The organism is Streptomyces prunicolor, assembly GCF_045162825.1.
Taxonomy (GTDB): domain Bacteria; phylum Actinomycetota; class Actinomycetes; order Streptomycetales; family Streptomycetaceae; genus Streptomyces; species Streptomyces prunicolor.
Window position 1 is genome coordinate 4742701 of record NZ_CP108676.1, and the last position, 22874, is coordinate 4765574.

A 22874-nucleotide genomic window follows, 5' to 3' on the forward strand; every position below is an offset into this window, starting at 1 on the left:
ATGGCACGTGATCAACCATGGGCAAGATCCACTTTCCCAACAGGCCCTAGCCCTCTCCACCCACATTGGTCAGCGCGTCCACGATCATGCGGGTGGCGAAGTCGGGGTTGTCGGCGATGCGGTTGATGTGTTCCGCGAGCAGGAACGCCGTGGCTTCCAGCGGAGTCATCTCGTCCTTGGTCCAGTCGCCGTACTGCTGACGCCACAGGTTGGGGCTCAGCCCGGCGCCCGCGGCGATCACCAGACCGGCCATCATCGGGATGACCTCGGGTGCATCAACCGGCCTGCGGGGCACGGGTGTTCGTGCTGCTCGGGCTGTCCTGATGGTTGGATCTTGCGCGTGGACAACATGCTGTGGAACAGGCTGTCGGCGGAGGCGCGAGCAGAGGTGGACGGGCTCATCGCCGCCGGCCGCACCATCGAGGCCATCGTGATGATGCTGGAACGCGCCGGCCCGCCACGGCCTGACATACGTGAGTGCGTTGATCTGCTGGCGTGGCGACACCGGGCGCAGAACGAATAAGCGATACGCCCGTACGTACTGCGGTCAGGCGTCGAGGTTCAGACGAACCCGGGTGATGATCCGCCTCGCCTCGGCTCCGTACACGGCGGACACGGCGTGTGTCTCCCAGACCCTTCGATGCAGGGCGACGGCGTCGGGGTCGTCGAGTCAGTGCTCGGTGTGCCAGTCCTCTGTCACGACGAGGCGATCGTCCAGCATCGTGAAGCCGTTGCCGATCACCAGCGGGAGCACGGCGTCGAACGGCACGACCCCGAGTCGGACGGTGTCCAGGTCCAACACCTCGAGAATCCGGTCGAGTTGGGCGGCCATGATCTCCGGCGAACCGAGCCGGGCGCACAGCGTCCCTTCCCAGACCAACTGGTGCAGCTCCTTGCCGGGGATCTGCAACCACTCCTGCCGCTTCATCCGCGCGCGGACCGCGTCGTCCGTGTCCTTGGTGGTGTTCATCAGCTCCGCAAGACCTTCGAAGACGCTTCGCGCGTAGTCGGCGGTCTGGAACAGGCCGGGGATGACGTCCGGATCCCACGCCCGCAGGGTCCGTGAATTGAGGACGAGGGAGTTCCACTCTTCCTGGACGGGCCGATGACCGGCTTCCAGTCGCTCCTGCCAGGGACGTAGCTGCGAGCTTCCTTCGTTCATCGCGGTTCTGCCTCGTCTCGCCTCGTCCTGACACATCGCAACGTGCCTCATTTCATGCCCGGTTGCGTCGGTCAGCGGTCCAGATCGTGCCGTACGCGGGCAATCACTCTCTGCGCGTCAGAGCCGTAGACGGCCCCCTCGGCGAAGACATCCCAGGCTCGGCGGTAGAGAGCGATCGTTTCGGCGTCCTCCAACCAGAGTTCGGCGTGCAAGTCCTCAACTGTGACCAGTCGGTCGTCCAGGATCCAGAATCCGTTCGGCCGCGACAGAGGCAGTTCGGCGTACAACGGCACGATCCCGAGGTGGACGGTGTTCCTGCCCACCACGCCCTGCAGACGGTCCAGTTGAGCCGCCAGCACCTCCGGCGGACACACCCGAGCCCACAACGCGCTCTCATGCATGAGCAGGTTCAATCGCTTGCCCGGCCGGTACAACCATTCCTGCCGCTTCATACGGGCCTGTACCGCGCCCTCCACATCGTGCGCGGAGCGCCGGAACTCCGTGGAGCGCTCGAAGACGTTCCGGGCGTAGTCGGCGGTCTGAAGCATGCCGTTGACGACGCTGTTGTCCCACACGTGCAGGGTTCGGGACTCGCCGACGATGGCGTTCCACGTCTCCTGCACGGGGGCATGCCCTGCCGCCAACTGACGGCGCCAGGAGCGGATATGGCTCTCGAAACCCTTCAGGCGGGCGCGCAGTTCCGGGAACACCGCAGGCTGCCCCACGGCTTCGGCCCACGCTCGCAGGTCGTCGTCCGTGGGTGTCTGTCTGCCGTTCTCCAGCTTGCTGACCTTCGACTGCGGCCATCCCAGTCGCCGGGCCAGCTCCGTACCGGTGAGACCGCCGGCAGGACTGTCGGCGCGCAATTCCCTAAGCCTGCGCCCCAGTTCCTCACGCGCTCTCTGAAAGTCCGTGCTCACCGGTACCCGTCTTACCTCTGGTCGTCGCTCACATCTGCGCCACGAACGTCCGGTTCGGCACCGCGTGGTGCCAAGGTCGCGCCTCGCCTTCCCGAAGGTGTCACTGGTGCTGTTCGACCGCGACGCGGACAGCGATCTGCTGGAGGCCACCGGCGAACCCGCGCGTGACCTCGACGAGCCGGACAGCGTGCGGTGGCTCGACAGCCGGCTGAGGCCGTTCCACGTCAGGGTCGGGCCCCCGGACGCCACGGACGGCGCAGGCCCCGACACCGACATCGGCACCGGGGCCTGACGCCCTCATAGCGGACCGCGGGCGAAAGCCGGGCGTTTTCCGGGTTCTTACCGGTTATTTGGACGAACCGCAGACCGATCGCCCGCACACGTGCATACTTTTTCATCAGTAACCGACCGGGCTGCCACAGCCGCACCTTTCGGCGTGTTCCCTGTCGCACGCAACGGCGCCCACTCGATTTCCACGTCTTCCACGTCGAGAAAACACGCCGTATTCCGTACGGCGTCCCTACGCCCCTTTCCCCTTGCCCTTTTTCGTTTTCCGTTTTCCGTTTTCCGTTTTCCGTTTTCCACGTCAGGACAGGAATGTCTGCATTCTCGAACGTCGAACGCCCCGCCGTGTTTCCCGTCTGCCTCTGCATCGACGTCTCGTACTCGATGCAGGGCCCGCCCATGAACGCCGTCAACGACGCCCTCCCCGAGATCAAGGCCGCGATCAAGAGCGACCCGTCCACCGGCGAGATCGCCCGGCTCGCCGTGGTGACCTTCTCCGACCAGGCCGACATCGTGCTGCCCCTGACCGACATCGCGTTCGCCGACATGCCCGTGCTGTCACCGCAGGGCGGCACCAACTTCGACGTGGGGCTGCGCGCCTCCGGCGACGCGCTGCGCGACGGCATCAAGGGCCTCGGCAAGGGCAGCGCCTACCACCAGCCGGTGATCTTCTTCATCAGCGACGGTGAGCACAACGCGGGCGTCGACTGGACCCACACCCGGGGACAGATCACCTCCAAGGAAGACAAGTACGGGGCGCAGATCGTCAGCTTCGGCTTCGGCCAGGCCAACCGGGAGACCATCCAGCAGGTCTCGACGGGCTTCGCCTTCTTCACCGACGAGAGCGACCCGGGAACGGCCGTCCGCGAGATCCTGCGCACGGTGCTCAGGAGCATCCGGACCACCTCCAGCAGCTTCTCCTCGGCCACCGGGGGCGCGCTCTCGGTGCCGCTCGACGGAACGAAGCTCACGCAGCTCCCGCTCGCCCAGCACATGGTGAACTGAGCGTGCGCGTAGGCAAGTTCATCGGGCGCAAGGGTCGGCACGCGGCCGCGGCGCCGGGCCAGGGGGCCGCTGTACCGGACACCGCCGACACGACGGAGCCGGGCGCGGCGGACCTCACGCCGCCGGACCTCACACCGCCGGAGCCCACGCTTCCGGACCCCACGTCGCCGGAGCCCATGGCCACCGCCGTGGACAACGGCTCCGCCACGGACAGCCACTTCGCCACCGACAGCCGCTCCGCCACGGACGGCGACTTGGCCACGGACACCGTCCTCGCCTCCGGTACTCCCGGTACTCCCGGTACTCCCGGTACTCCCGGTACTCCCGGTACTCCCGATGGCGAGAACACCACAGGCACCGCGCTTCCGCCCATCGCCCCGCCCCGCACCCTGGCCACCGAAGCCCCGCAGGTGGGCGACCATCTGCAACCCCTCCCGCTCCCCCGACTCGCGCCTACGACAACCTCGTTGCCCGGACTGCGGGCCGACGGGGGATTGCTGGGCGACCGGTGGCTGGGCGCGGCCAGCCTCGCCGGGCAGTCGCACCTGAACGGCGGCAGCACGGCACAGGACGCCTACCAGTTCACGCTCTCCGACGACGGCTCACTGCTGATCGCGGCGGTCTGCGACGGCATGGGCTCGCGTCCCCTGACCTCGCAGATCGGCGCGACCCTCCTGGCCTCCCTGCTGTGCGAGGAGGCCCGTACGGTCACCGCCGGACAGCTCGCGGCGGACCCGCGCGCCGTACTGGGCGGCATCCTCGACGCGGCCTGCGCGCGGGTGACGCAGGTGCGCACGGCGGGGCTGCCCGGCCTGACGGACCGGGATCTGTCCTGTACGGCCGCCCTGGCGCTGCTCCCTGCCACGGGCACCGGCTGGGCCGCCCGGGTCGGGGACTGCGCGGTGCTGCGGCTGGCCGGCGAGGTGTGGGAGACCGTCTTCGACCGCGACGGCGGACCGGTCAACATGGTCTCCGCCGCGCTGCCCCACCCCACTCCCGCGGAGGTCGCCGAGTACGCCCCGCTGGCCGAGGAGAGCCCGGGCGGCTGTCTGATCCTGGCCTCGGACGGGCTGGCGGAGGACGCCTTCGGCTCGCCCGCGGTGCGCGCCTGGCTCGCCGAGCGCTGGTCGCGGCCCTGCGACGCCGCCGCGATGGCGGACTCGCTGCGCTACCGGCGCCGCGGCTCGCACGACGACCGGACCGCCCTCGTGGTGTGGTCACGGCAGCTGCGGAACGGATGACCGATGCGCATCGTCACCAGCAGGCTCGGCCGCCGATACCAGGTCGAGTCGCAGCCCTTCAACACAGACGGCGGCCAGGGTCTGCTGTACCACTGCACCGACCAGGACGGGGTGAAGCGCGTCTTCAAGGAGTACAAGACTCCTGAGTCCGTGTCGTCCGAGGTCCACCGGCTGCACCAGCTGGCCCATCTCGGCCAGGACGCCGTGCACCGCGCCGAGAACGGCAGCAACCCCGCGGCACACGGCGGGCTCGCCACGACCGCCGAATCGTCCATCAACTGGCCCATCGACGTGATCCACGGCAGGAACGGCGCCGTGGAGGCCGTCATCCTGCCCCTCATCCCGCAGACCTTCATGTTCACGAACTCGGACGGAAAAGTAGCGCCCCTCACGCTCGACTTCCTCTACCTCGCCCGGGCCGAGCCGCCACCGCCACCGGCTCAGGTACGCCTCGGTGTACTGCTGCGCGTGTGCGACATCTTCAAGCAGCTGGAGGACCTCAAGCTCACCCATGGGGACCTGGCAGCAAAGAACCTCGTGTGGCGGGAACACGACACCCACGCCTATCTGATCGACTGCGACGGGCTGACCCCGTGGAGCACCCCTGCCACGCACGGGGTCGCCACGCAGGAGTGGACGGACCCGCGCCGCATCGCCGGTGTGATCCCGGCGCACGACCGATTCAGCGACCGGTTCGCGCTCGCCCTGGTGCTCTACCGCGGCCTGTTCCTCAACCCGGGTGGTCCTCGATGGCCGCAAGGGCACCAGAGGGGGCAGTGGATCAAACCCTCGCAGTTCCCCGGCCGCTTGGACCCGGCGCTACGACAGCTGTTCAGCCGCGCGCTCGACGACCCGTTCGCCACGAATACGCGGCCCAGCGCGGCCGAGTGGCATCGCGCCCTGCACACGGCTTTCGTGATTCCGGGCCGCCCGCCCACCTACCGTGCCGACGCACTGCGCGTCCTGGACAACTACGCCGCCCAGCACCGACAGGCGATCCAGCACCAGCGCGCCGCCCCACGAACGATGCAGAGCCCGGCGCACGGCCTTCCGCCCCAGACACCCTCGCCCCACCCGCAGCTCCAGCCCCAGGTACAACCGCAGGCGTACATACCCATCCCGCTCCCGCGACCCGTACCGCAGGCGGCCCCGCCACCGCAGCCGGTACCCCAGTCGCTGCCCCAGGCACCCTGGACACCCGTGCCCGCCCGTCGGCGCGGCAACACGCCGAAGGTCCTCGTGGTGCTGGTGGCAGCGCTCGCTGCGTTCGGCATCGGCGGCTACGTCGCCAAGCAGAAGTCCGCCGACCCGTCCACCGCGGTCCCGCTCTCGGCGGGGCCACCCTGCCCGGACGAAGTGACTGCCCGGATTCCGGACGGCACCGGCGCGACGCTGCTGCACACCTACACGACGGAGTCGAACCTCATCCGGCTGTGCAAGACCACGAGTGGACAGATCTACTACGACGGCACCTGGCTCCACCCGGACGCCACCCACAAGGCGTCCGAAGCGGTCACCGTCCCCGCCGAGGCCACCACGGACGGCTACCAGGCGGCCAACCAGGGCTATCTGTACGTCATCAAGGGCGAGTGGGTCATCATCCACCAACCCAAGGGCGCGACGAAGAAGTACCGCCTCACCGAGACCAGTTGAGAGTTCCGTCCCCGGCCGTCGCGCCGCCGGGGCTCAGCGGCGGCGCGCGGCGAGTGCGTCCAGTACGGCGGCGGCGCTGACGGGATTGCGTGTCACCAGGTGCACCGACCAGTCCGGGTCGGCCGCCAGCGCGATCTCCAGCGCCCCGAGAACGGCCTCCGCGCTCTTGCGCGCGTCCAGGCCGCCGCGCCCCGCGCCGAACAGGGGCAGGGCGACGGACCGCAGCGGGAGCCCGCCGGAATCCCGCTCCTGGCCCGCGAGTTCGAAGACGCGCAGGACCGCCTCGGCGACGGCTTCCGGTGCCGTCTCGTAGCCGTTCCCGGTCGCGGACGGCGTGGTGACCGCCGCATGGAAGATTCTGCGCACCCCGCGCGCCGCCAGCGCGCCCGCCGAGGTCACCGCCACCGTGCCGGGCGCCACGGGCAACCCGGACGGCGCCGAGCGCTCGCTCCAGGACCTCAGCTGATCCGCGATCACGTCGTCCACGATCCGTCCGCCGGCGTCCTTCGTCGCCCCCGCCCGCCGCAGGCTCCCGGAGATCGTGCGGCGGAACGTCTTGGACATCTCGAAGTAGATGTTCTCCGACGACACCAACACATCGACCCGCTCGATCAGTTCGATGGGCGCCACGTGCAGGGTGATCGTCACCTCGCCGTGCGGAAAGGGCGTCTCCACCGGATGCCGCCCCGCCCGCACGAGCGGGGGCGGCTGGGGCGGCTGGAACGACCCGGGCGCGGTGTACGCCGCACCGGACACCACGGGTTCGGCTCCCGCCAGGATCGCCTCGGCGACCTGGCGGACGAGCAGTTTCTCCTGGTGCTTGCGGAAACGGTCGGCGCCGATCCCCGCCAGGTCGGCGGCCCTGTCGCGGCGCACCTTGCCCGACAGCGCGCGCGTGCCCGACGCCAGACCGAAGGTCATCCGGCCCACCTCCCGCTGTCCGGGGTCGAGTCCGTCGACCGCGCGGCGCAACGCGTTCTCCACCGCGGCCGTGTCGACCTCGCCCCGCCCCGGCCCCGGGCGCCCGTCCGCACCGGTGGACCGCGCGAGCACGCCCGGCAGCTCGACGAGGGCCGCCTCGTGCAGCCGTAGCAGCCCGAGCGCGCGGATCCTGTGCAGTTCCTGACTCAACACGTCGAGTATCGGCGGGTGTTGTTGCCTTGGTCCGTCCCCCAGATCCATGTCCGAAAGCATGCTGGTACGCCGCACGCCCGGCAACGGAATCCGCCGAACTCGCTACGTCACGGGCGGACCGGATGTACCGGATGTACCGGAGGGACCGGATGAAACCGCCACCGACCCTCGGAAACGACCTCCACCTTGCCGTCCCTGACGCACACGGCCGTGTCGTCGTCGATGAAGTAGAGCGGGAAGTCCGCCCGCGCCACGATGCGATCGGCCCAAGTGTCGTCCCGCTCGGGGAAGTTCGGCGAGTACAGGTGCGGCTTGAGGTACCAGTCGAAGAGGCCGAACGGCGGCTCGACGGTCGTCGCGCCGAGCAGGTGGAGGTCCGCGGTGTCCCCGATGACGTCGGCGGAGTGCGCGGTGAGATGACGGCTGAAGATCATCGATCCGGCACTGACCCCGACATAGACCCGGCTCTCCAGCGCCTCCAGGAATCCGTCGGCCAGGCCGTTGCCGGTGATGCTGCGTGCGAGGTGGTAGTGGTTGCCGCCCTCGACATAGATGACGTCGGCGTGGAGCAGCCGGTCCAGGACCAACTGCCGGGGCAGGCCGTTCAGTTCAAGGACGTCGAACTCCCGCCAGCCGAGCCCGTGCAGCCGGTTCAGGTCCTCGACGAACCACCCGTGGTCCCCGGGCTCGGCGACCGACGCCGTGGGGACGTACACGACGTTCGCCGATCCGAACGGCTTTCCCAGCATGTCCCGCAGCGCGTCCCGCAAGGTCTCGTTGCGCAGGCCACTGGCCGTCAGCAGAAGATTCATCGGGCGAGCCAAGCACGGCCGACGGGGACGCGCAACGAACCAAGGGACGCACACCGCACGCCCCTTGCCGCCTACCGGCTGAGCCTGCGGAACCTCCGTACCGCCAACGGCAGGAACAGCAGTGTCAGCGCCGCCGGCCACGCCCCCGCGAGCAGCAACGCGTGCTGTTCCGGCCAGGACGTGCCCTGTCCCGTCGGTGCGCCGAAGAGCGCGCGCGTGGCGCCGGCCGTCGAGGAGAGCGGGTTCCAGAGGGCGGCCTGGCCCAGCCAGTGGGGCATCTGCTGCGGGGAGACATAGATGCTGGAGATCATCGTCAGCGGGAAGACGATCGCGAACAGCCCGCCCACCTGCTCGGGCCCCGGCAGCAGCAGCCCCAGCCAGACCCCCACCCAGATCAACGCGAACCGCAGTGCCAGAAGCAGCGCTACGGCCTTCACGAAGCCGACGCCGAAGTCGGGTCCTGAACCGAACTCCGGGCGCCAGCCCATGCCGTACGCCGTGGCCATCATGATGCCCAACTCGGCGCAGGCGACGATGAGATCGGTCGCACCGCGTCCCGCCACCACCGCCGACGGCGCCATCGGCATGGAACGGAACCGGTCGATGACACCCTTCTTGGCATCGTTCACGAAGATCGTCGCCGTGGAGACGAACCCCATGGCGACCGTCATCACGAACATCCCCGGCATCAGGAACGCCTTGTAGTCCCCGCCGCCCGGCACCCGCATCGCCTTGCCGAAGACGTACCCGTACAGCAGCACGGACAGGATCGGGAAGCCCAACTGCCAGAGGATGCTGACCGGTTGGCGCCGGTAGTGGGTCAGGCCACGCCGGACGACGTTCCAGCAGTCGGCGACCGTCCAGAACAGGCGACCGTGCTGCGGCCGTCTGCGGTACGTCCGCCCGGTCGCCTCGGACGCCGTCGACGCACCGCCGCTCACGCCGCCGCCCCCTCAGCCGCCGGAACCTCGAACTCCGGCTCCTGGTCTGTCGGTTCCTCTTCCGTACGGCGGCCCGTCAGCCGGAGGAACACGTCGTCCAGGCTCGGGCGGCGCAGTCCGATGTCCTCGACCGGGATGCCGTAGTGCTGGAGGTACCGGGCTACTTCGCTCAGCGACCCCACCCGGTCGACCACCGGCGCGTGCACCCGCAACTCCCCCATGTCGGCCTCCGGTTGGCCACCATGGGCCACCCTCGCGACCGCCTGCAACGCGTACGGGATGTGGGCCGGTTCGCGCACCACGACCTCGACGCGGTCGCCGCCGACGCGGTTCTTGAGGCCGTCGAGGGTGTCGTCGGCGATGGCCCGGCCCTGGTCGATGACGGTGATGCGGGAGGCCAGCCGGTCGGCCTCCTCCAGGTACTGAGTGGTCAGGAGGACGGTCGTGCCGTCGGCAACCAACTGCCGTACCGCTTCCCAGACTTCGCCCCGGCTGCGCGGGTCGAGGCCGGTGGTCGGTTCGTCCAGGAAGAGGACTGCGGGGGCCAGGATCATTGACGCGGCGAGGTCCAGGCGGCGGCGCATGCCACCGCTGTAGCCGCCCGCGCCCTTGTCGGCGGCGGCCTCCAGGTCGAACTGGCGCAGGAGTTGGGCCGCCCTCAACTTGGCCCGCTTGCGGCCGAGATGGAAGAGGCGCCCGAACATCTCCAGGTTCTGCCGGCCGGTGAGGATCTCGTCGATCGCCGCGTACTGGCCGGTCAGCCCGATCCGCGAACGCACCTGGCGCGGCTGCCGGGCCACATCGAGACCGGCGACGGTCGCCCGACCGCCGTCGAGCCGGACGAGGGTGGAGAGGATGCGGACGGCGGTGGTCTTGCCGGCCCCGTTCGGACCGAGCAGCCCGTGCACGGTGCCTTCACGGACGGCCAGGTCGAAGCCGTCGAGGGCGCGTTTGTCGCCGTAGCGCTTCTCCAGGCCTTCGGCCTCCACGACATATCCGCCGCTGCGTGCGTCGCTGTGTCCGTCGCTCATGAACCCTCCCTCCCGAACTGCGTGCACCGTATCCGATAGCGCGTACGGTGTACTCGGTTTTCGCCCATGGACCTACACTCCCCGCATGACGAGCAGGCCACCGAACTCGACCTCGACCTCGACGGAGTCCAGCGGCAGCGGTGACATCGGCCGCACCCTCGAACTGCTGTGGGACACCGGCCCCCGCCCCAGCCGAGGCCCCAAGCCCGGCCTGTCCGTCGACCGGATCGTGGACGCGGCCATCCGCATCGCGGACGAGGAGGGGCTGGACGCGGTCTCCATGCGCCGGGTCGCCACCGACCTCGGCACCGGCGCGATGTCCCTGTACCGCTACATCCCCGGCAAGGCCGAACTCCTCGACCTGATGCTGGACCGGGTCCGCTTCCCGGACCACCCCAACGACGGCGCGGGCAGCGGCAGTTGGCGAGCGGCACTGGAGTCCGCCGCCCGCGACGCCCTGGCCGTCCACCGCCGGCACCCCTGGCTGCTCCGCGTCAACCAGTCCCGCCCGCTCCTCGGGCCCCGCGCCCTCGCCACCCTGGAACACCTGCTCGCCCGCATCCGCCCGATGGGCCTGACCGACCCGGAACTCGTCTCGACGGTCGTCATGATCGACGGCTACGTCGTCGGCGCCGCGCGCACCCAGGTCCACCAGGAGGAGGCGGCCCGCAGCACCGGCCTGACCGACGCGGAGTTCTACGGCGCCCAGGTCCCGGCGCTGGAGAAGGCGATGGCGACCGGCGCGTACCCGACCCTCGCGTCCCTGTCCCCCGACACCTTCACCGCCGGCTTCGACCACTTCGAGTTCGGGCTCGGACGCATCCTGGACGGGCTGGAGATGGTGGTCCAACAGCGGTGCGCGGCACGGGAGTTCAGCGTCGACGCGTGAGGCGCCGCAGCCCGAACAGCGCCCCGCCGACGACCACGACGGCCAGGGCGCCGATCTTCACACTGTTCCCCGAGCCGCCATCACTGTCACCGCTCGCCGAACTCCCGCCCCCGGAGGGCGACTTGGACGAGTCCGAACTCCCCCCAGGAGCATCCTCGGCCTGCACCGGACTGTCGGTGCCCTCGCTCCCGTACATCAGCTTGGTCCCGTCGGCGGAGTAGCTGACGGACTCCCCCTGCCCCTGCAACGGCACGTCGAGACGCCCCTCGCGCTTGATCTTCCCGCCGTTCCAGTCGTAGTAGATCCCGCCCAAGTACCCGCGTACGGCGAGCTGTTGGCCGTTGGGCGAGAAGGCGGCGTCGGTGGCCCAGAGGTCCACGGCGGCGATGGGCTTGAAGTAGTTCGTCCCGGAGGAGGAGAGCGTGGCCGGGCCCTCGAACAGATGCCCGCCGTCCTCCTTCTTGTCGATGATGTACACGCGCCCGGTCTTGGGGTGCACGAGCAGCGACTCGGCGTTGCGCGCGCCGTCCGAGTACTTCACGACGTACTGCGTGGCCCGGATCGTCTGGTTCTTGAGCACCTTCGGCTCGGGCAGCTTGTAGATCCAGACGTACGGCCAGGTCCCGTCGAGGTTGTCGCCGATGTCGCCGATGTAGATCTCGTTGTGCGGCCCGATGGAGATGGCCTCGACGTCACGCGGCTTGCCGACCCCGCTGAAGGTGACCGTGGCGACCGTCTTGCCGGTGCTGCTGTCGACGGCGTAGATGTACGGGCCGTCGTCGCTGTCGTTGTGCGTCCAGTAGATGCCGGGGTGGAGGTGCGAGGCGGCGAGCCCGCTGGACTCGGTGATCCGGGAGTCCGTGATCGTGAACCCCTTGTCGCCCTTGCCGTCACCGTCGTCGGAGGGTGCTGCGGCTGCGGGCAGGGCGAGCGCGCCGACGAGGAAGCCGGCACCGAGGAACGCGAGGAAGCGACGCATGCCCCAAGCCTGCCATCCCGCACACCGCCGGGCGTGGTGGGCCTCACACCCCGCCCGTTCCGTGGACGGGTGATTGATCGTCCATCATGAGCGGATGCTCAGGTTCATGCCCGTAGGCGACTCCATGACGATCGGGAGCGCGGGCGAACACACTTGGCGTTACCGGATGTGGCAGCACCTGCGCGCGACCTACGGCGGCCCGTTCGCCGTGGTCGGCCCGCGCGAGACGCTGTACGACAAGGCGACGGACTCGCCCACGTCGTACGAGTACGCCAACCCCGACTTCCCGCACTTCCACCTCGCCGGCTGGGGCGAGGGCTGGCTGCACATGGCCCCGCTGATCGGCGAGGCGGTCCGCGCGCACCGGGCGGACGTGCTCCTGGTCTCCCTCGGCCTGATCGACCTGGGCTTCTACACGAACGCGACGCAGACGGCGGACAACCTGCGGTCCTTCGTGGCGGAGGCCCGCACCGCGAGACCGTCCGTCCGCATGGTGTTCCTCCCGGTGATCCCGAACGTCCGCGCCCGCACGGACGCGCCCTTCGCCACCGAGGTCGCCCTCTTCAACGAACTCCAGGCGAAGGCGGTGGCCGACCTGGACGACCGGCGCTCCCCTCTCCTCCTGGCCTCCCTCCCGGAGTCGTACGACGTCGACCACGACACGTACGACGGCACCCACCCGAACGCGTCCGGCGAGCACAAGATCACGGGGGCGTTCGCGGGGGCGATGCATCAGGCGTGGGGGGTGGGCGGGGAGTACGGCGAGGACGCCCCGGCCGGGGGCGACAACACCCAACACCGGCCGCACCACTCCTCGTCGAGGCGGCCGGCCCGCCGCTGACCAAGGGCGTGATCACGCCGGTCGATGGCGTGATTCCCGCGTCTCCCGATCACCGTGCGTATCGTTGTACTGCGCGGCTGCACTTGTGTGGAGGGCGGCCGGGGAGGAGCGCCACGATGACCGTCCTTGAAGACAGGATCGCGATGGCCAAGAGCGACGACGAGATCACGCTCGACGAGCTGTTCGAGCGGATCGAGAAGATGCCCGCCCCCGAGGGATACAAGGTCGAGATCGTCGAGGGGACCGTGTTCATGTCGCCGCAGAGGGACACCCACTGGGAGATCATCCTGGACTTCGTCGAACAGCTGCGGACCAAGTACCCCCGGCAGCGCGTGAAGTCCGACGTCCGTATCGACTACCCGGGTCACCTCAACGGATTCGCGACCGACGTGACGGCGATGGCCGAGGGCGCCGAGAAGACGGAGAGCGGGCGCTGGCGCTACCAGGACGTCGAGTTCGTCGCCGAGGTCATCTCCAAGGGCACCGCCGCCAACGACTACGGCCCCAAGAAGGCCGCGTACGCGCTCGCCGAGGTCCCCGTCTACGTCATCGCCGACCCGTACCAGGGCCGCTGCCACATCTACACCCACCCCAAGGGCGACGACTACACGACCGAGACGAAGGTGGCGTTCGGGGACGACCTCGATCTCACCGACACGGTGGTCGGCCTCACCCTCACCACCGACGAGTTCCCCCGCGACTGATCCCCTTCTGACCCCCCTTGCATAGAGCGCACTCAAAGTCGTTGGCTAGACACTCATGAAGTACACGCAGCTCGGACGCACAGGCCTCAAGGTCAGCCGACTGGTCCTCGGCACGATGAACTTCGGACCGCAGACGAACGAGGCGGACAGCCACGCGATCATGGACGCGGCGCTGGACGCGGGCATCAACTACTTCGACACCGCGAACGTGTACGGCTGGGGCGAGAACAAGGGCCGTACCGAGGAGATCGTCGGCAACTGGTTCGCCAAGAGCCCCGACCACCGCGACAAGACGGTCCTCGCCACCAAGGTCTACGGCAACATGGCCGCCGACGGCGACGCCTGGCCCAACCACGACAAGCTCTCCGCCGTGAACATCCGGCGGGCGGTCGACGCCAGCCTCAAGCGGCTCCAAACGGACTACATCGACATCTACCAGTTCCACCACATCGACCGTGCCACCCCGTTCGAGGAGATCTGGCAGGCGATCGACACCCTCATCCAGCAGGGCAAGATCCTCTACGTCGGTTCCTCGAACTTCCCCGGTTACAAGATCGCCCAGGCCAACGAGATCGCCGCGCGGCGTGGTGGCACCATCGGCCTCGTCAGCGAGCAGTGCCTCTACAACCTGGCCGAGCGCCGCGCCGAGATGGAGGTCATCCCGGCCGCGCAGGAGTACGGCCTCGGGGTCATCCCCTGGTCCCCGCTCCAGGGCGGACTCCTCGGCGGGGTCATCAAGAAGGAGATCTCGGGCGGCCGCCGGGCAAGCGGCCGGGCCGCGGACACCCTCGCGAACCCCACCTCACGCGCCCAGATCCAGGCCTACGAGGACCTCCTCGACAAACACGGCATCGAACCCGGCGAGGCAGCCCTGGCCTGGCTCCTCACCCGCCCCGGCATCACCGGCCCGATCGTCGGCCCGCGCACGGCCGAACAGCTCGACAGCGCGCTGAGGGCCGTAGAGCTGGAGTTGAGCGAGGAGATCCTGACGTCGCTGGACGAGATCTTCCCGGGTCCGGGCCCGTCGCCGGAGGCCTTCGCCTGGTAATGCCGTGAGGACAGCGCCCTTAAAGGGCGCGGGGCCGTGACGTTTGCGGCTCCGCTGGGGGCAAACACCGTGAGGACAGCGCCCCTTTAGGGGCGCGGGGAACTGCGCGACCAGCCACACTCGGCCCGCAGCCGAAAGACGACCCGCAGTTCCCCAGTCCTCACTTGCCAAGCGCCGCCGCAAGCCCCACGACAACGAACAACAGCACAAGCACACCGGCCATGATCCGGTTCCGGGTTTTCGGGTCCACGTACCCGAGCCTAACCGCCCGCCCCCAGCCCCCAACGCCCGACCACCTCGTACCGCGGCTGCTCCCCCGGCACACCCGACCTCGGCAGGTTGCTCCGCACCAACGCCACCTCGCCCACCGTCCACGAACGACCCGCGAAGTCGTCGAGCCGGTCGAGATACGGCCGTACGTCCATGGCGTCCCGGCCGCGCGCCACGGTGAGGTGGGCGCGGTACCGCCGGTGCTCCCCCGCCGCCGCAGCCTCCTCACACCGCTCCGCGAGCTGGCGCAGGGCCGACACATCGCCCTCCACCCCCGCCCACAACGCCCGCCCGTCCCCGAACTCCCCACCCCGACGCACGGCCAGCCCGAACGGCTCACTCCGCCGCGCCACCCGCCCCAGCCGAGCCGACAGTTCCGGTACGACGTCCTCGTCGACCTCGCCGTAGAAGGCAAGCGTGAAATGCCACCCCGGACGGCCCGTCCAGCGGAGCGCCTCCGCACCCGGGAGGCTCCTCAACTCATCGACCACTACGGCGAGTTCGGCAGTCACGTCCTCCGGGGGCAACACCGCGGCGAAGAGTCTCATGCGCACCAGACTGCCACTGCCGACTGCCACTATGGAGTCATGGGTATCAGCATCAGAGACGGCGGCCCCGACGACATCCCCGCGATACTCGGCATGCTCGACAGCGCCGTGGCGTGGCTCGTCGCGCAGGGGCGGACCGGGCAGTGGGGCAGCACGCCGTGGTCGGAGAATCCGAAGGCCGTGGCGATGGTCGAGCGGTACGTGGCGCAGGGCTCGCCCTACATCGCCGAGATCGACGGCGTCCCCGTCGGCACGCTCACCCTCACCGACTCACCGGGTCCGTACATCGACGCCGTGGACGAGCCCGAGCGGTACGTCCATCTCCTCGCCTCCGACCGGCGGTTCAAGGGCCACGGCGTCGGCAGCGCGCTGCTCGCGCACGCGGCGGAGGAGACGCGGCGGGCCGGGATCTCCCTGCTGCGCGTGGACTGTTACGCGGGGGACGACCGCAAGCTCGTCGCCTACTACGAGGCCAACGGGTTCACCGCGACCGAGGCGTTCGTCGTCGGGGACGACAAGTGGCCGGGACAGGTGCTGGCCCGGAGGGTCTAGCAAGCCCTCCAGGCCAGGCCAGTCATGCCACGCCACGCGGCGCCACTACAACTCTCAGGCCGCCGTCGCCAGTTGCTCCCGCTCGCGCGGGACGAAGGCGACGCTCGGGTGCCCGTGGTTCCAGTCGAACGACAGCCGCAGGTCGCCGATGCGGGCCAGGATCACGCCGATCGTGGCCGCGGCGAGGGCCGCGATGACGCCGCCCAGGGCGAAGCTCACCCGGGGGCCGTAGGCGTCGGTGATCCAGCCGACGATCGGTGCGCCCACCGGCGTACCGCCCATGAAGACCATCATGAACAGGGCCATGACCCGGCCGCGCATGGCCGGGTCGGTGCCCATCTGGACGGCGGTGTTGGCCGTGACGTTGACCGTCAGGCCGAAGATGCCGATCGGGATCATGAGCAGGGCGAACAGCCAGTAGGAAGGGGCCACGGCGGCTACGACCTCCAGGAGGCCGAAGGCTGCCGCCGCCGCGATCAGGACGCGGAGGCGGGTGGTGCCGCGGCGGGCGGCGAGCAGGGCGCCGATCAGGGAGCCGACCGCCATCAGGGTGTTGAAGAGGCTGTACGCGCCCGCGCCCGCGTGGAAGATGTCGTCCGCGTAGGCCGACAGCCACACCGGGAAGTTGAAGCCGAAGGTGCCGATGAAGCCGACGAGGACGATCGGCCAGATCAGGTCGGGGCGGCCGGCGACATAGTGCAGGCCCTCGCGGAGCTGGCCCTTGCCGCGCGGGGCGCGGTGAACGGCCTTCAGGTCGCGGTTGCGCATCAGGAGCAGGCTCGCCAACGGGGCCACGAAGGACAGGCCGTTGAAGAGGAACGCCCAGCCCGTGCCGACGCCGGTGATCATGACGCCCGCGACGGCGGGGCCGACCAGGCGGGCGGACTGGAAGTTCGCCGAGTTGAGGCTGACCGCGTTCTGCAGTTGCTCGGGGCCGACCATCTCGGAGACGAAGGACTGGCGGGCCGGGTTGTCGACCACTGTGGCGAGGCCCACGGCGAAGGCGGCGACGTAGACGTGCCAGACCTGGACGTGGCCGGAGATGGTGAGGAAGGCGAGGGCGAGGCCGGTGAGGGCCATCGCGGACTGCGTGACGAGCAGCGTGGGGCGCTTGGGCAGCCGGTCGACGAGGACACCGCCGTAGAGCCCGAAAAGCAGCATCGGCAGGAACTGGAGGGCGGTCGTGATGCCTACGGCGGCGGAGGAGCCGGTGAGGCTGAGGACCAGCCAGTCCTGGGCGATGCGCTGCATCCAGGTGCCGGTGTTGGAAACGACCTGGCCGATGAAGAACAGGCGGTAGTTCCGGATCTTCAGCGAGCTGAACATCGAGGACTTGCCGGGTGGTGCGGGCGGGGAGTCGGGGGTGGCTGGCGCGGGTGCGGAGTCTGCTCCGGTTCCCGAACTCAAAAGGTCGCCTCCTCTTTCTTTTGCTCGTTCGCCTACGGGGCGCTTTCTGCCGGTGTCGAGAGCCCGACCGTGCTCGGCCCTTCGGGCCTCCGCGCGCTCGACCTCTCGACACCGGCGCGCCCCTACGGCTCACTCGCGCATAGACAGACTTACAGGTGTGCGAGTTTCTCCAGCACGGGGGCGGCGGCGACGATCTTCGCCCACTCGTCCTCGTCGAGGCCGTCGACCAGGCCGGCCAGGAACGCGTTGCGCTTGCGGCGGCTCTCTTCGAGCATCGCCTCGGCCTGGGGGGTCTTGGTGACGACCTTCTGGCGCCGGTCCTCGGAGTGCGGCTCCAGCTGGACCAGACCCTTCGCTTCGAGCAGCGCCACGATGCGGGTCATCGAGGGCGGCTGCACGTGCTCCTTGCGAGCGAGCTCGCCAGGGGTCGCGCTGCCGCAGGTGGACAGGGTGCCGAGCACCGACATCTCGGTGGGGCTCAGTGACTCGTCGACCCGCTGGTGCTTGAGTCGACGGGACAACCGCATCACGGCTGATCGCAAGGAGTTCACGGCGGCAGCGTCGTCGCCATGGGTTAGGTCCGGCATGTTCTTTAGCGTAACTCATTACTCTCGCTAAAGACCAATGGCGACACGCCGAGATGCCCGTGACCCTGACCACTGAACCCTTCCGTCACCCATATGAGTGATACCGGCGCGGAACGTCACCCACCGCCGGGAACCGCCCCGGACCCTCATCTACATGGGGACCAGCGTGCTCAGCCTGCGGATAGACGGGGAGCTGCTCGAACGGCTCCGACACCATGCCTCGAAAAGGGGAATGAGCGTCCAGGACTATGTGGTCCAGACGCTCATTCGGGACGACTTCGACGAGCGGTTCCAGACCGCCGTGGAAGAAACCGAGAAGTTCTACGGGGTCACGTGACAGCCCGTAGAAGCGCGGGTCACGTGAGACCCAGCGCCGGCATCAGGTAGTAGAACCCGAACACGGCCGCCACGACGTACATCGGCACCGGGACCTCCCGGCCCCGGCCCGCCACCAGCCGCAGCACCACGAAGGTGATGAAGCCCATGCCGATGCCATTGGTGATCGAGTAGGTGAACGGCATCATCACCATCGTGATGAAGGCCGGGATGGCGATCGTGTAGTCCGCCCAGTCGATCTCCTTGACGGAGCCCGCCAGGATCAGGAAGCCCACCGCGAGCAGCGCGGGGGTGGCCGCCTGGGACGGGACCATCGTGGCGATCGGCGTGAGGAACAGCGCTACGGCGAAGAGCGCGCCCGTGACGACGTTCGCGAAGCCCGTGCGGGCGCCCTCGCCGACACCCGCCGTGGACTCCACGAAGCAGGTGGTCGCGGAGGACGAGCTGGCACCGCCGGCGGCGACCGCGATGCCGTCGACGAAGAGGACCTTGTTGATGCCGGGCATGTTGCCCTCGCCGTCGGTCAGCTTGGCCTCGTCGCTGATGCCCATGATCGTGCCCATCGCGTCGAAGAAGCACGACAGCAGGACCGTGAAGACGAAGAGCACGCCGGTCAGCACGCCGACCTTGCCGAAGCCGCCGAACAGGCTGAACTTGCCGATCAGGCCGAAGTCCGGGGTGGCGACCGGGTTTCCGGGCCACTTCGGCGTGGTCAGGCCCCAGGAGGGGATCGTCGCGACCGCGTTCACGATCACCGCGAGGACGGTCATCGTGACGATGGAGATGAGGATCGCGCCGGACACCTTGCGGACGATCAGCCCGAGGGTGAGCAGGACACCGAGGATGAAGATGAGCACCGGCCAGCCGTTGAGGTGACCGTCGGCGCCGAGCTGGAGCGGGACGGTGGTCTGGGCGGCGTCCGGGATGCGGGAGATGAACCCGGAGTCCACGAGCCCGATCAGCATGATGAACAGGCCGATACCGATCGAGATGGCCTTGCGCAGTCCGTAAGGCACCGCGTTCATCACGCGCTCGCGCAGCCCGGTGGCGACCAGCAGCATCACGACCAGACCGGCCAGCACGACCATGCCCATCGCGTCCGGCCACGTCATGCGCGGCGCGAGCTGGAGGGCGACGACGGAGTTCACGCCGAGTCCGGCGGCCAGCGCGATCGGTACGTTGCCGATGACACCCATGAGGAGGGTGGTGAACGCGGCCGTCACGGCCGTGGCGGTGACCAGCTGGCCGTTGTCGAGGTGGTGCCCGTACATGTCCTTCGCGCTGCCGAGGATGATCGGGTTCAGCACGATGATGTACGCCATCGCGAAGAAGGTGGCGAACCCGCCCCTGATCTCGCGGGGGAGGCTGCTGCCCCGTTCGGAGATCTTGAAGTAGCGGTCGAGGGCGGTCTGCATGGGATGTTCCTACGAGCAGAAGTGGACAGACGGAAACCGTTTCAGTATGAACATATGAAGACGTCAGGCGCTATCTCCGCGCGTAGACCAGGGAGGGTTGCGTCGCCTCGTAAGCTGGGGGCATGGCGAAGTGGACACCGACACACGAGGCACCGGAGCCCCTTGAGGGCCCGATCGTCCCGACGATCATCGGCCTCACGATCCTCTGGTTCGTCCTCTTCCTGGTACAGCTCCCCTTCTACGGCTGGTACGACGACCACGGCCACCTGTGGTGGCTGTGGACCTGCCTGGCCGGAAGCGGACTCGGGCTGATCGGTATCTGGTACGTCCGGGGGCGCGATGCCGCCCTCAAGCGGTTGGCGGCCGAGGCTGCCGTTTCGGCCACGGAGACCCCCTCCCCTGCCGCGGAGTGACGAGCTCCCCCTGCCGCGGAGCGAGAAGCCTCCCCTACACCCCTGGCATCACCCCGCCCCGCCCGCCGTCCTCCCCTGGTCGGATCTTCCGGGCACTCGGCGGGTGAAGCCGTAAATCCGCACGTACCGTCGAATGCATGACGCACACCGACGCGGGCGCCGAACTCGATCCTGTGCACCCCGTGCCCATCCCGGCACGGCGGGCCCAGGGACTCAGCACCGCCGAGGTCGCCGAGCGGGTGGCGCGCGGGGAGGTCAACGACGTCCCGGTGCGCAGCAGTCGTTCGCTGGGCGAGATCGTGCGCGCCAACGTCTTCACCCGGTTCAACGCGATCATCGGCGTGCTCTGGCTGATCATGCTGTTCGTGGCGCCGGTCCAGGACAGCCTGTTCGGGTACGTGATCATCGCCAACACCGGGATCGGGGTCTTCCAGGAGTGGCGGGCGAAGAAGACCCTCGACTCCCTCGCGGTGATCGGCGAGGCGAAGCCGACGGTACGGCGCGACGGGGCCGCGGTGGAGGTGAGCACCTCCGCGATCGTGCTGGGGGATCTCATCGAGATCGGCCCCGGTGACAAGGTCGTCGTCGACGGGGAGTGCGTCGAGGCCGACGGGCTGGAGATCGACGAGTCGCTGCTCACCGGTGAGGCGGATCCGGTGGTCAAGCGGCCGGGGGATGCCGTCATGTCCGGCAGCTTCGTCGTCGCCGGCGGTGGCGCGTTCGAGGCGACGAAGGTGGGGCGTGAGGCGTACGCGGCCCAACTCGCCGAGGAGGCCTCGCGGTTCACGCTCGTCCACTCCGAGCTGCGGACCGGTATCTCGACGATCCTCAAGTACGTGACGTGGATGATGATCCCGACCGCGATCGGCCTGGTCATCAGCCAACTCGTCGTCAAACAGCACGGGTTCAAGGACTCGATCGCGCGGACGGTGGGCGGGATCGTCCCGATGGTCCCTGAGGGGCTGGTCCTCCTCACCTCGGTGGCCTTCGCGATCGGTGTCATCCGACTTGGCCGGAAACAGTGCCTCGTCCAGGAACTTCCGGCCATCGAGGGCCTCGCCCGCGTCGACACGGTCTGCCTCGACAAGACGGGCACGCTGACCGAGGGCGGGATGGACGTCACCGAGTTGCGTCCGCTCGGCGGGGCCGACGAAACGTACGTACGCAAAGTCCTGGGTGCATTGGGCGAGTCGGATCCGCGGCCGAACGCGTCGCTTCAGGCGATCATCACCGCCTATCCGGACAGCGGGGAGTGGCGGTGCGTGGAGTCGCTGCCGTTCTCGTCGGCGCGCAAGTACAGCGGGGCGTCGTTCAGCGAGGGTGACGGGGAGTCGAGTACGTGGTTGCTCGGCGCCCCTGATGTGCTGCTGGATGCGGATGATCCGGCGCTGGCGGAGACCGGGCGGCTCAATGAGCAGGGGCTACGGGTGCTGTTGCTGGCGCGGGTCTCGGGTGAGCTGGATGATCCCGGGGTCGTGCGGGGGGCCTCGGCGACGGCGCTGGTGGTGTTGGAGCAGCGGTTGCGGCCCGACGCGGCGGAGACGTTGGCCTATTTCGCCGAGCAGGATGTGCACGCGAAGGTCATTTCCGGGGACAACGCGGTGTCCGTGGGGGCGGTGGCCGGGAAGCTGGGGCTTACGGGGCAGGTCGTGGATGCCCGTCAACTGCCTTCGGATCAGGGGGAGATGGCCAAGTCCCTTGACGAGGGCACGGTGTTCGGGCGGGTCACTCCGCAGCAGAAGCGGGACATGGTGGGGGCGTTGCAGTCCCGCGGGCACACCGTCGCGATGACCGGGGACGGGGTGAACGACGTACTCGCCCTGAAGGATGCCGACATCGGGGTGTCGATGGGGTCCGGGTCCGAGGCGACCCGGGCTGTCGCGCAGATCGTGTTGCTCAACAACAGCTTCGCCACGTTGCCTTCGGTGGTCGCGGAGGGGCGGCGGGTCATCGGGAACATCACGCGGGTGGCGACGCTGTTCCTGGTGAAGACGGTGTACTCGGTGCTGCTGGCTGTGCTGGTGGTGTGCTGGCGGGTTGAATATCCGTTCCTGCCGCGGCACTTGACGCTGTTGTCCACGTTGACGATCGGGATTCCGGCGTTCTTTCTCGCGTTGGCGCCCAACACGGAGCGGGCGAAACCGCACTTCGTGCGGCGGGTGATGCGGTACTCGATCCCGGGGGGTGTGATTGCCGGGGCGGCGACCTTCGTGACGTATCTGATCGCCCGTCACCACTACACGGGGAAGGGGTCGTTGGCTGCGGAGACGAGCGCGGCGACCCTGACGTTGTTCCTGATCTCGATGTGGGTGCTGGCGATCATTGCGCGGCCGTACACGTGGTGGCGGGTGGCGCTGGTGGCGTCCATGGGGGCGGCGTTCGTGGTGGTGCTGGTCGTGCCGTGGCTTCAGCACTTCTTTGCGCTGAAGTTGGTGGGGGTGACCATGCCGTGGGTTGCGGTGGCGATTGCGGGGGTGGCGGGGGTTGTGCTGGAGCTGGTGTGGAGGTTGGTTGATCGGCGGGGGGCGGCTTGAGTGGTCGGCTGGGTGCGTAGTTCGTCGGGTGCGGGTTAGTGGGGGCTGGTCGCGCAGTTCCCCGCGCCCCTAAAAACAAGCCCGCCGCAGCCCCGTTCTTAAGCCCGCGCCCCTTAAAAGCAGCTGCCGCGCCCCTGTTTTCGGGGCGCGGCAGCTGCTCTTAGATA

24 protein-coding genes and 1 pseudogene are annotated in these 22874 nt (G+C 68.9%); 13 read left to right on the forward strand and 12 right to left on the reverse strand.

Going from position 1 to position 22874, the window contains the following annotated elements:
• Positions 1-46 precede the first annotated feature (46 nt).
• Positions 47-271, reverse strand: a pseudogene (locus OG588_RS21375) (hypothetical protein); the annotation flags it as partial.
• Between the two features lie 69 nt (positions 272-340).
• Here OG588_RS21375 and OG588_RS21380 point away from each other — a divergent pair.
• A complete protein-coding gene (locus OG588_RS21380) occupies positions 341-523 on the forward strand; it encodes a hypothetical protein (RefSeq protein ID WP_366093366.1) in 183 nt (60 codons plus the stop codon).
• Between the two features lie 147 nt (positions 524-670).
• Here the strand turns inward: OG588_RS21380 and OG588_RS21385 are convergent, their stop codons facing one another.
• Both OG588_RS21385 and OG588_RS21390 read right to left on the reverse strand, forming a co-directional pair.
• The gene (locus tag OG588_RS21385) at positions 671-1162 is read right to left on the reverse strand and encodes a DUF5753 domain-containing protein (protein ID WP_405948694.1); all 492 of its coding nucleotides are present in this window, start codon (positions 1160-1162) and stop codon (positions 671-673) included.
• A gap of 71 nt (positions 1163-1233) precedes the next feature.
• On the reverse strand, positions 1234-2082 hold the full coding sequence (locus OG588_RS21390; protein ID WP_405948695.1) for a helix-turn-helix domain-containing protein: 849 nt from the start codon (positions 2080-2082) through the stop codon (positions 1234-1236).
• A 106-nt stretch (positions 2083-2188) separates the two neighbouring features.
• Between OG588_RS21390 and OG588_RS21395 the strand changes: the two genes are divergently transcribed.
• From OG588_RS21395 to OG588_RS21410, 4 genes are all read left to right on the forward strand, one after another.
• Entirely contained in the window at positions 2189-2374 is a 186-nt protein-coding gene (locus tag OG588_RS21395; protein WP_405948696.1) for a hypothetical protein, read from the forward strand.
• A 305-nt stretch (positions 2375-2679) separates the two neighbouring features.
• On the forward strand, positions 2680-3372 hold the full coding sequence (locus OG588_RS21400) for a vWA domain-containing protein (RefSeq protein ID WP_405948697.1): 693 nt from the start codon (positions 2680-2682) through the stop codon (positions 3370-3372).
• Between the two features lie 2 nt (positions 3373-3374).
• Entirely contained in the window at positions 3375-4613 is a 1239-nt protein-coding gene (locus OG588_RS21405) for a protein phosphatase 2C domain-containing protein (RefSeq protein WP_405948698.1), read from the forward strand.
• 3 nt (positions 4614-4616) lie between these two features.
• A complete protein-coding gene (locus tag OG588_RS21410) occupies positions 4617-6266 on the forward strand; it encodes a hypothetical protein (protein WP_405948699.1) in 1650 nt (549 codons plus the stop codon).
• Positions 6267-6299: 33 nt separating this feature from the next.
• On the opposite strand, the gene OG588_RS21415 is transcribed toward OG588_RS21410, so the two are convergent.
• The 4 genes from OG588_RS21415 to OG588_RS21430 all read right to left on the reverse strand — a co-directional run bounded on the left by OG588_RS21415 (position 6300) and on the right by OG588_RS21430 (position 10184).
• Complete coding sequence (locus tag OG588_RS21415) at positions 6300-7400, reverse strand: macro domain-containing protein (RefSeq protein ID WP_405953179.1); 1101 nt, start codon at positions 7398-7400, stop codon at positions 6300-6302.
• 107 nt (positions 7401-7507) lie between these two features.
• Entirely contained in the window at positions 7508-8212 is a 705-nt protein-coding gene (locus tag OG588_RS21420; protein WP_405948700.1) for a Type 1 glutamine amidotransferase-like domain-containing protein, read from the reverse strand.
• A gap of 71 nt (positions 8213-8283) precedes the next feature.
• Positions 8284-9081, reverse strand: a complete 798-nt coding sequence (locus OG588_RS21425; protein WP_052346970.1) for an ABC transporter permease — start codon at positions 9079-9081, stop codon at positions 8284-8286.
• A gap of 68 nt (positions 9082-9149) precedes the next feature.
• A complete protein-coding gene (locus OG588_RS21430) occupies positions 9150-10184 on the reverse strand; it encodes an ATP-binding cassette domain-containing protein (protein ID WP_405948701.1) in 1035 nt (344 codons plus the stop codon).
• An 85-nt stretch (positions 10185-10269) separates the two neighbouring features.
• Between OG588_RS21430 and OG588_RS21435 the strand changes: the two genes are divergently transcribed.
• On the forward strand, positions 10270-11073 hold the full coding sequence (locus tag OG588_RS21435; RefSeq protein ID WP_405948702.1) for a TetR/AcrR family transcriptional regulator: 804 nt from the start codon (positions 10270-10272) through the stop codon (positions 11071-11073).
• Here the strand turns inward: OG588_RS21435 and OG588_RS21440 are convergent.
• A complete protein-coding gene (locus OG588_RS21440; protein ID WP_366093348.1) occupies positions 11057-12052 on the reverse strand; it encodes a WD40 repeat domain-containing protein in 996 nt (331 codons plus the stop codon). The genes OG588_RS21435 and OG588_RS21440 overlap by 17 nt on opposite strands.
• A 94-nt stretch (positions 12053-12146) precedes the next feature.
• Between OG588_RS21440 and OG588_RS21445 the strand changes: the two genes are divergently transcribed.
• The 3 genes from OG588_RS21445 to OG588_RS21455 all read left to right on the forward strand — a co-directional run bounded on the left by OG588_RS21445 (position 12147) and on the right by OG588_RS21455 (position 14645).
• Positions 12147-12893, forward strand: a complete 747-nt coding sequence (locus OG588_RS21445) for an SGNH/GDSL hydrolase family protein (RefSeq protein WP_405948703.1) — start codon at positions 12147-12149, stop codon at positions 12891-12893.
• Positions 12894-13009: 116 nt separating this feature from the next.
• Positions 13010-13597: a Uma2 family endonuclease gene (locus OG588_RS21450; RefSeq protein WP_405948704.1), complete on the forward strand. Its 588-nt coding sequence runs from the start codon at positions 13010-13012 to the stop codon at positions 13595-13597.
• 55 nt (positions 13598-13652) lie between these two features.
• Positions 13653-14645 carry an aldo/keto reductase gene (locus OG588_RS21455; protein WP_405948705.1) on the forward strand — a complete coding sequence of 331 codons (993 nt, stop codon included), beginning with the start codon at positions 13653-13655 and terminating at the stop codon, positions 14643-14645.
• Positions 14646-14905: 260 nt separating this feature from the next.
• On the opposite strand, the gene thpR is transcribed toward OG588_RS21455, so the two are convergent.
• A complete protein-coding gene (gene thpR / locus OG588_RS21460; protein WP_405948706.1) occupies positions 14906-15463 on the reverse strand; it encodes an RNA 2',3'-cyclic phosphodiesterase in 558 nt (185 codons plus the stop codon).
• A 39-nt stretch (positions 15464-15502) separates the two neighbouring features.
• On the opposite strand from thpR, the gene OG588_RS21465 reads away from it, so the two are divergent.
• Complete coding sequence (locus OG588_RS21465; protein ID WP_405948707.1) at positions 15503-16015, forward strand: GNAT family N-acetyltransferase; 513 nt, start codon at positions 15503-15505, stop codon at positions 16013-16015.
• A gap of 54 nt (positions 16016-16069) precedes the next feature.
• Here OG588_RS21465 and OG588_RS21470 read toward each other — a convergent pair whose 3' ends face one another.
• Positions 16070-17422: an MFS transporter gene (locus tag OG588_RS21470; RefSeq protein WP_405948708.1), complete on the reverse strand. Its 1353-nt coding sequence runs from the start codon at positions 17420-17422 to the stop codon at positions 16070-16072.
• 149 nt (positions 17423-17571) lie between these two features.
• Complete coding sequence (locus OG588_RS21475) at positions 17572-18009, reverse strand: MarR family winged helix-turn-helix transcriptional regulator (RefSeq protein WP_405948709.1); 438 nt, start codon at positions 18007-18009, stop codon at positions 17572-17574.
• 154 nt (positions 18010-18163) lie between these two features.
• Here OG588_RS21475 and OG588_RS21480 point away from each other — a divergent pair, with 154 nt between their 5' ends.
• Positions 18164-18346 (forward strand): hypothetical protein, encoded by a 183-nt coding sequence (locus tag OG588_RS21480; RefSeq protein ID WP_026150456.1) that lies wholly within the window; start codon positions 18164-18166, stop codon positions 18344-18346.
• A 19-nt stretch (positions 18347-18365) separates the two neighbouring features.
• Here OG588_RS21480 and OG588_RS21485 read toward each other — a convergent pair whose 3' ends face one another.
• Positions 18366-19760: an NCS2 family permease gene (locus OG588_RS21485; RefSeq protein ID WP_405948710.1), complete on the reverse strand. Its 1395-nt coding sequence runs from the start codon at positions 19758-19760 to the stop codon at positions 18366-18368.
• 122 nt (positions 19761-19882) lie between these two features.
• On the opposite strand from OG588_RS21485, the gene OG588_RS21490 reads away from it, so the two are divergent.
• Positions 19883-20173: a DUF2530 domain-containing protein gene (locus tag OG588_RS21490; RefSeq protein ID WP_405948711.1), complete on the forward strand. Its 291-nt coding sequence runs from the start codon at positions 19883-19885 to the stop codon at positions 20171-20173.
• Between the two features lie 137 nt (positions 20174-20310).
• Complete coding sequence (locus tag OG588_RS21495) at positions 20311-22707, forward strand: cation-translocating P-type ATPase (RefSeq protein WP_405948712.1); 2397 nt, start codon at positions 20311-20313, stop codon at positions 22705-22707.
• Positions 22708-22874: the final 167 nt, after the last annotated feature.

Bases quoted from the DNA above. Each gene is read 5' to 3' on its own strand.
- OG588_RS21485 (WP_405948710.1), bottom strand. From the start codon at position 19,760: ATGCAGACCGCCCTCGACCGCTACTTCAAGATCTCCGAACGGGGCAGC.
- OG588_RS21495 (WP_405948712.1), top strand. From the start codon at position 20,311: ATGACGCACACCGACGCGGGCGCCGAACTCGATCCTGTGCACCCCGTG.
- OG588_RS21435 (WP_405948702.1), top strand. From the start codon at position 10,270: ATGACGAGCAGGCCACCGAACTCGACCTCGACCTCGACGGAGTCCAGC.
- OG588_RS21440 (WP_366093348.1), bottom strand. From the start codon at position 12,052: ATGCGTCGCTTCCTCGCGTTCCTCGGTGCCGGCTTCCTCGTCGGCGCG.
- OG588_RS21385 (WP_405948694.1), bottom strand. From the start codon at position 1,162: ATGAACGAAGGAAGCTCGCAGCTACGTCCCTGGCAGGAGCGACTGGAA.
- OG588_RS21430 (WP_405948701.1), bottom strand. From the start codon at position 10,184: ATGAGCGACGGACACAGCGACGCACGCAGCGGCGGATATGTCGTGGAG.
- OG588_RS21450 (WP_405948704.1), top strand. From the start codon at position 13,010: ATGACCGTCCTTGAAGACAGGATCGCGATGGCCAAGAGCGACGACGAG.
- OG588_RS21490 (WP_405948711.1), top strand. From the start codon at position 19,883: ATGGCGAAGTGGACACCGACACACGAGGCACCGGAGCCCCTTGAGGGC.
- OG588_RS21465 (WP_405948707.1), top strand. From the start codon at position 15,503: ATGGGTATCAGCATCAGAGACGGCGGCCCCGACGACATCCCCGCGATA.
- OG588_RS21445 (WP_405948703.1), top strand. From the start codon at position 12,147: ATGCTCAGGTTCATGCCCGTAGGCGACTCCATGACGATCGGGAGCGCG.
- OG588_RS21455 (WP_405948705.1), top strand. From the start codon at position 13,653: ATGAAGTACACGCAGCTCGGACGCACAGGCCTCAAGGTCAGCCGACTG.
- OG588_RS21475 (WP_405948709.1), bottom strand. From the start codon at position 18,009: ATGCCGGACCTAACCCATGGCGACGACGCTGCCGCCGTGAACTCCTTG.
- OG588_RS21480 (WP_026150456.1), top strand. From the start codon at position 18,164: ATGGGGACCAGCGTGCTCAGCCTGCGGATAGACGGGGAGCTGCTCGAA.
- OG588_RS21400 (WP_405948697.1), top strand. From the start codon at position 2,680: ATGTCTGCATTCTCGAACGTCGAACGCCCCGCCGTGTTTCCCGTCTGC.
- OG588_RS21410 (WP_405948699.1), top strand. From the start codon at position 4,617: ATGCGCATCGTCACCAGCAGGCTCGGCCGCCGATACCAGGTCGAGTCG.
- thpR (WP_405948706.1), bottom strand. From the start codon at position 15,463: ATGAGACTCTTCGCCGCGGTGTTGCCCCCGGAGGACGTGACTGCCGAA.
- OG588_RS21420 (WP_405948700.1), bottom strand. From the start codon at position 8,212: ATGAATCTTCTGCTGACGGCCAGTGGCCTGCGCAACGAGACCTTGCGG.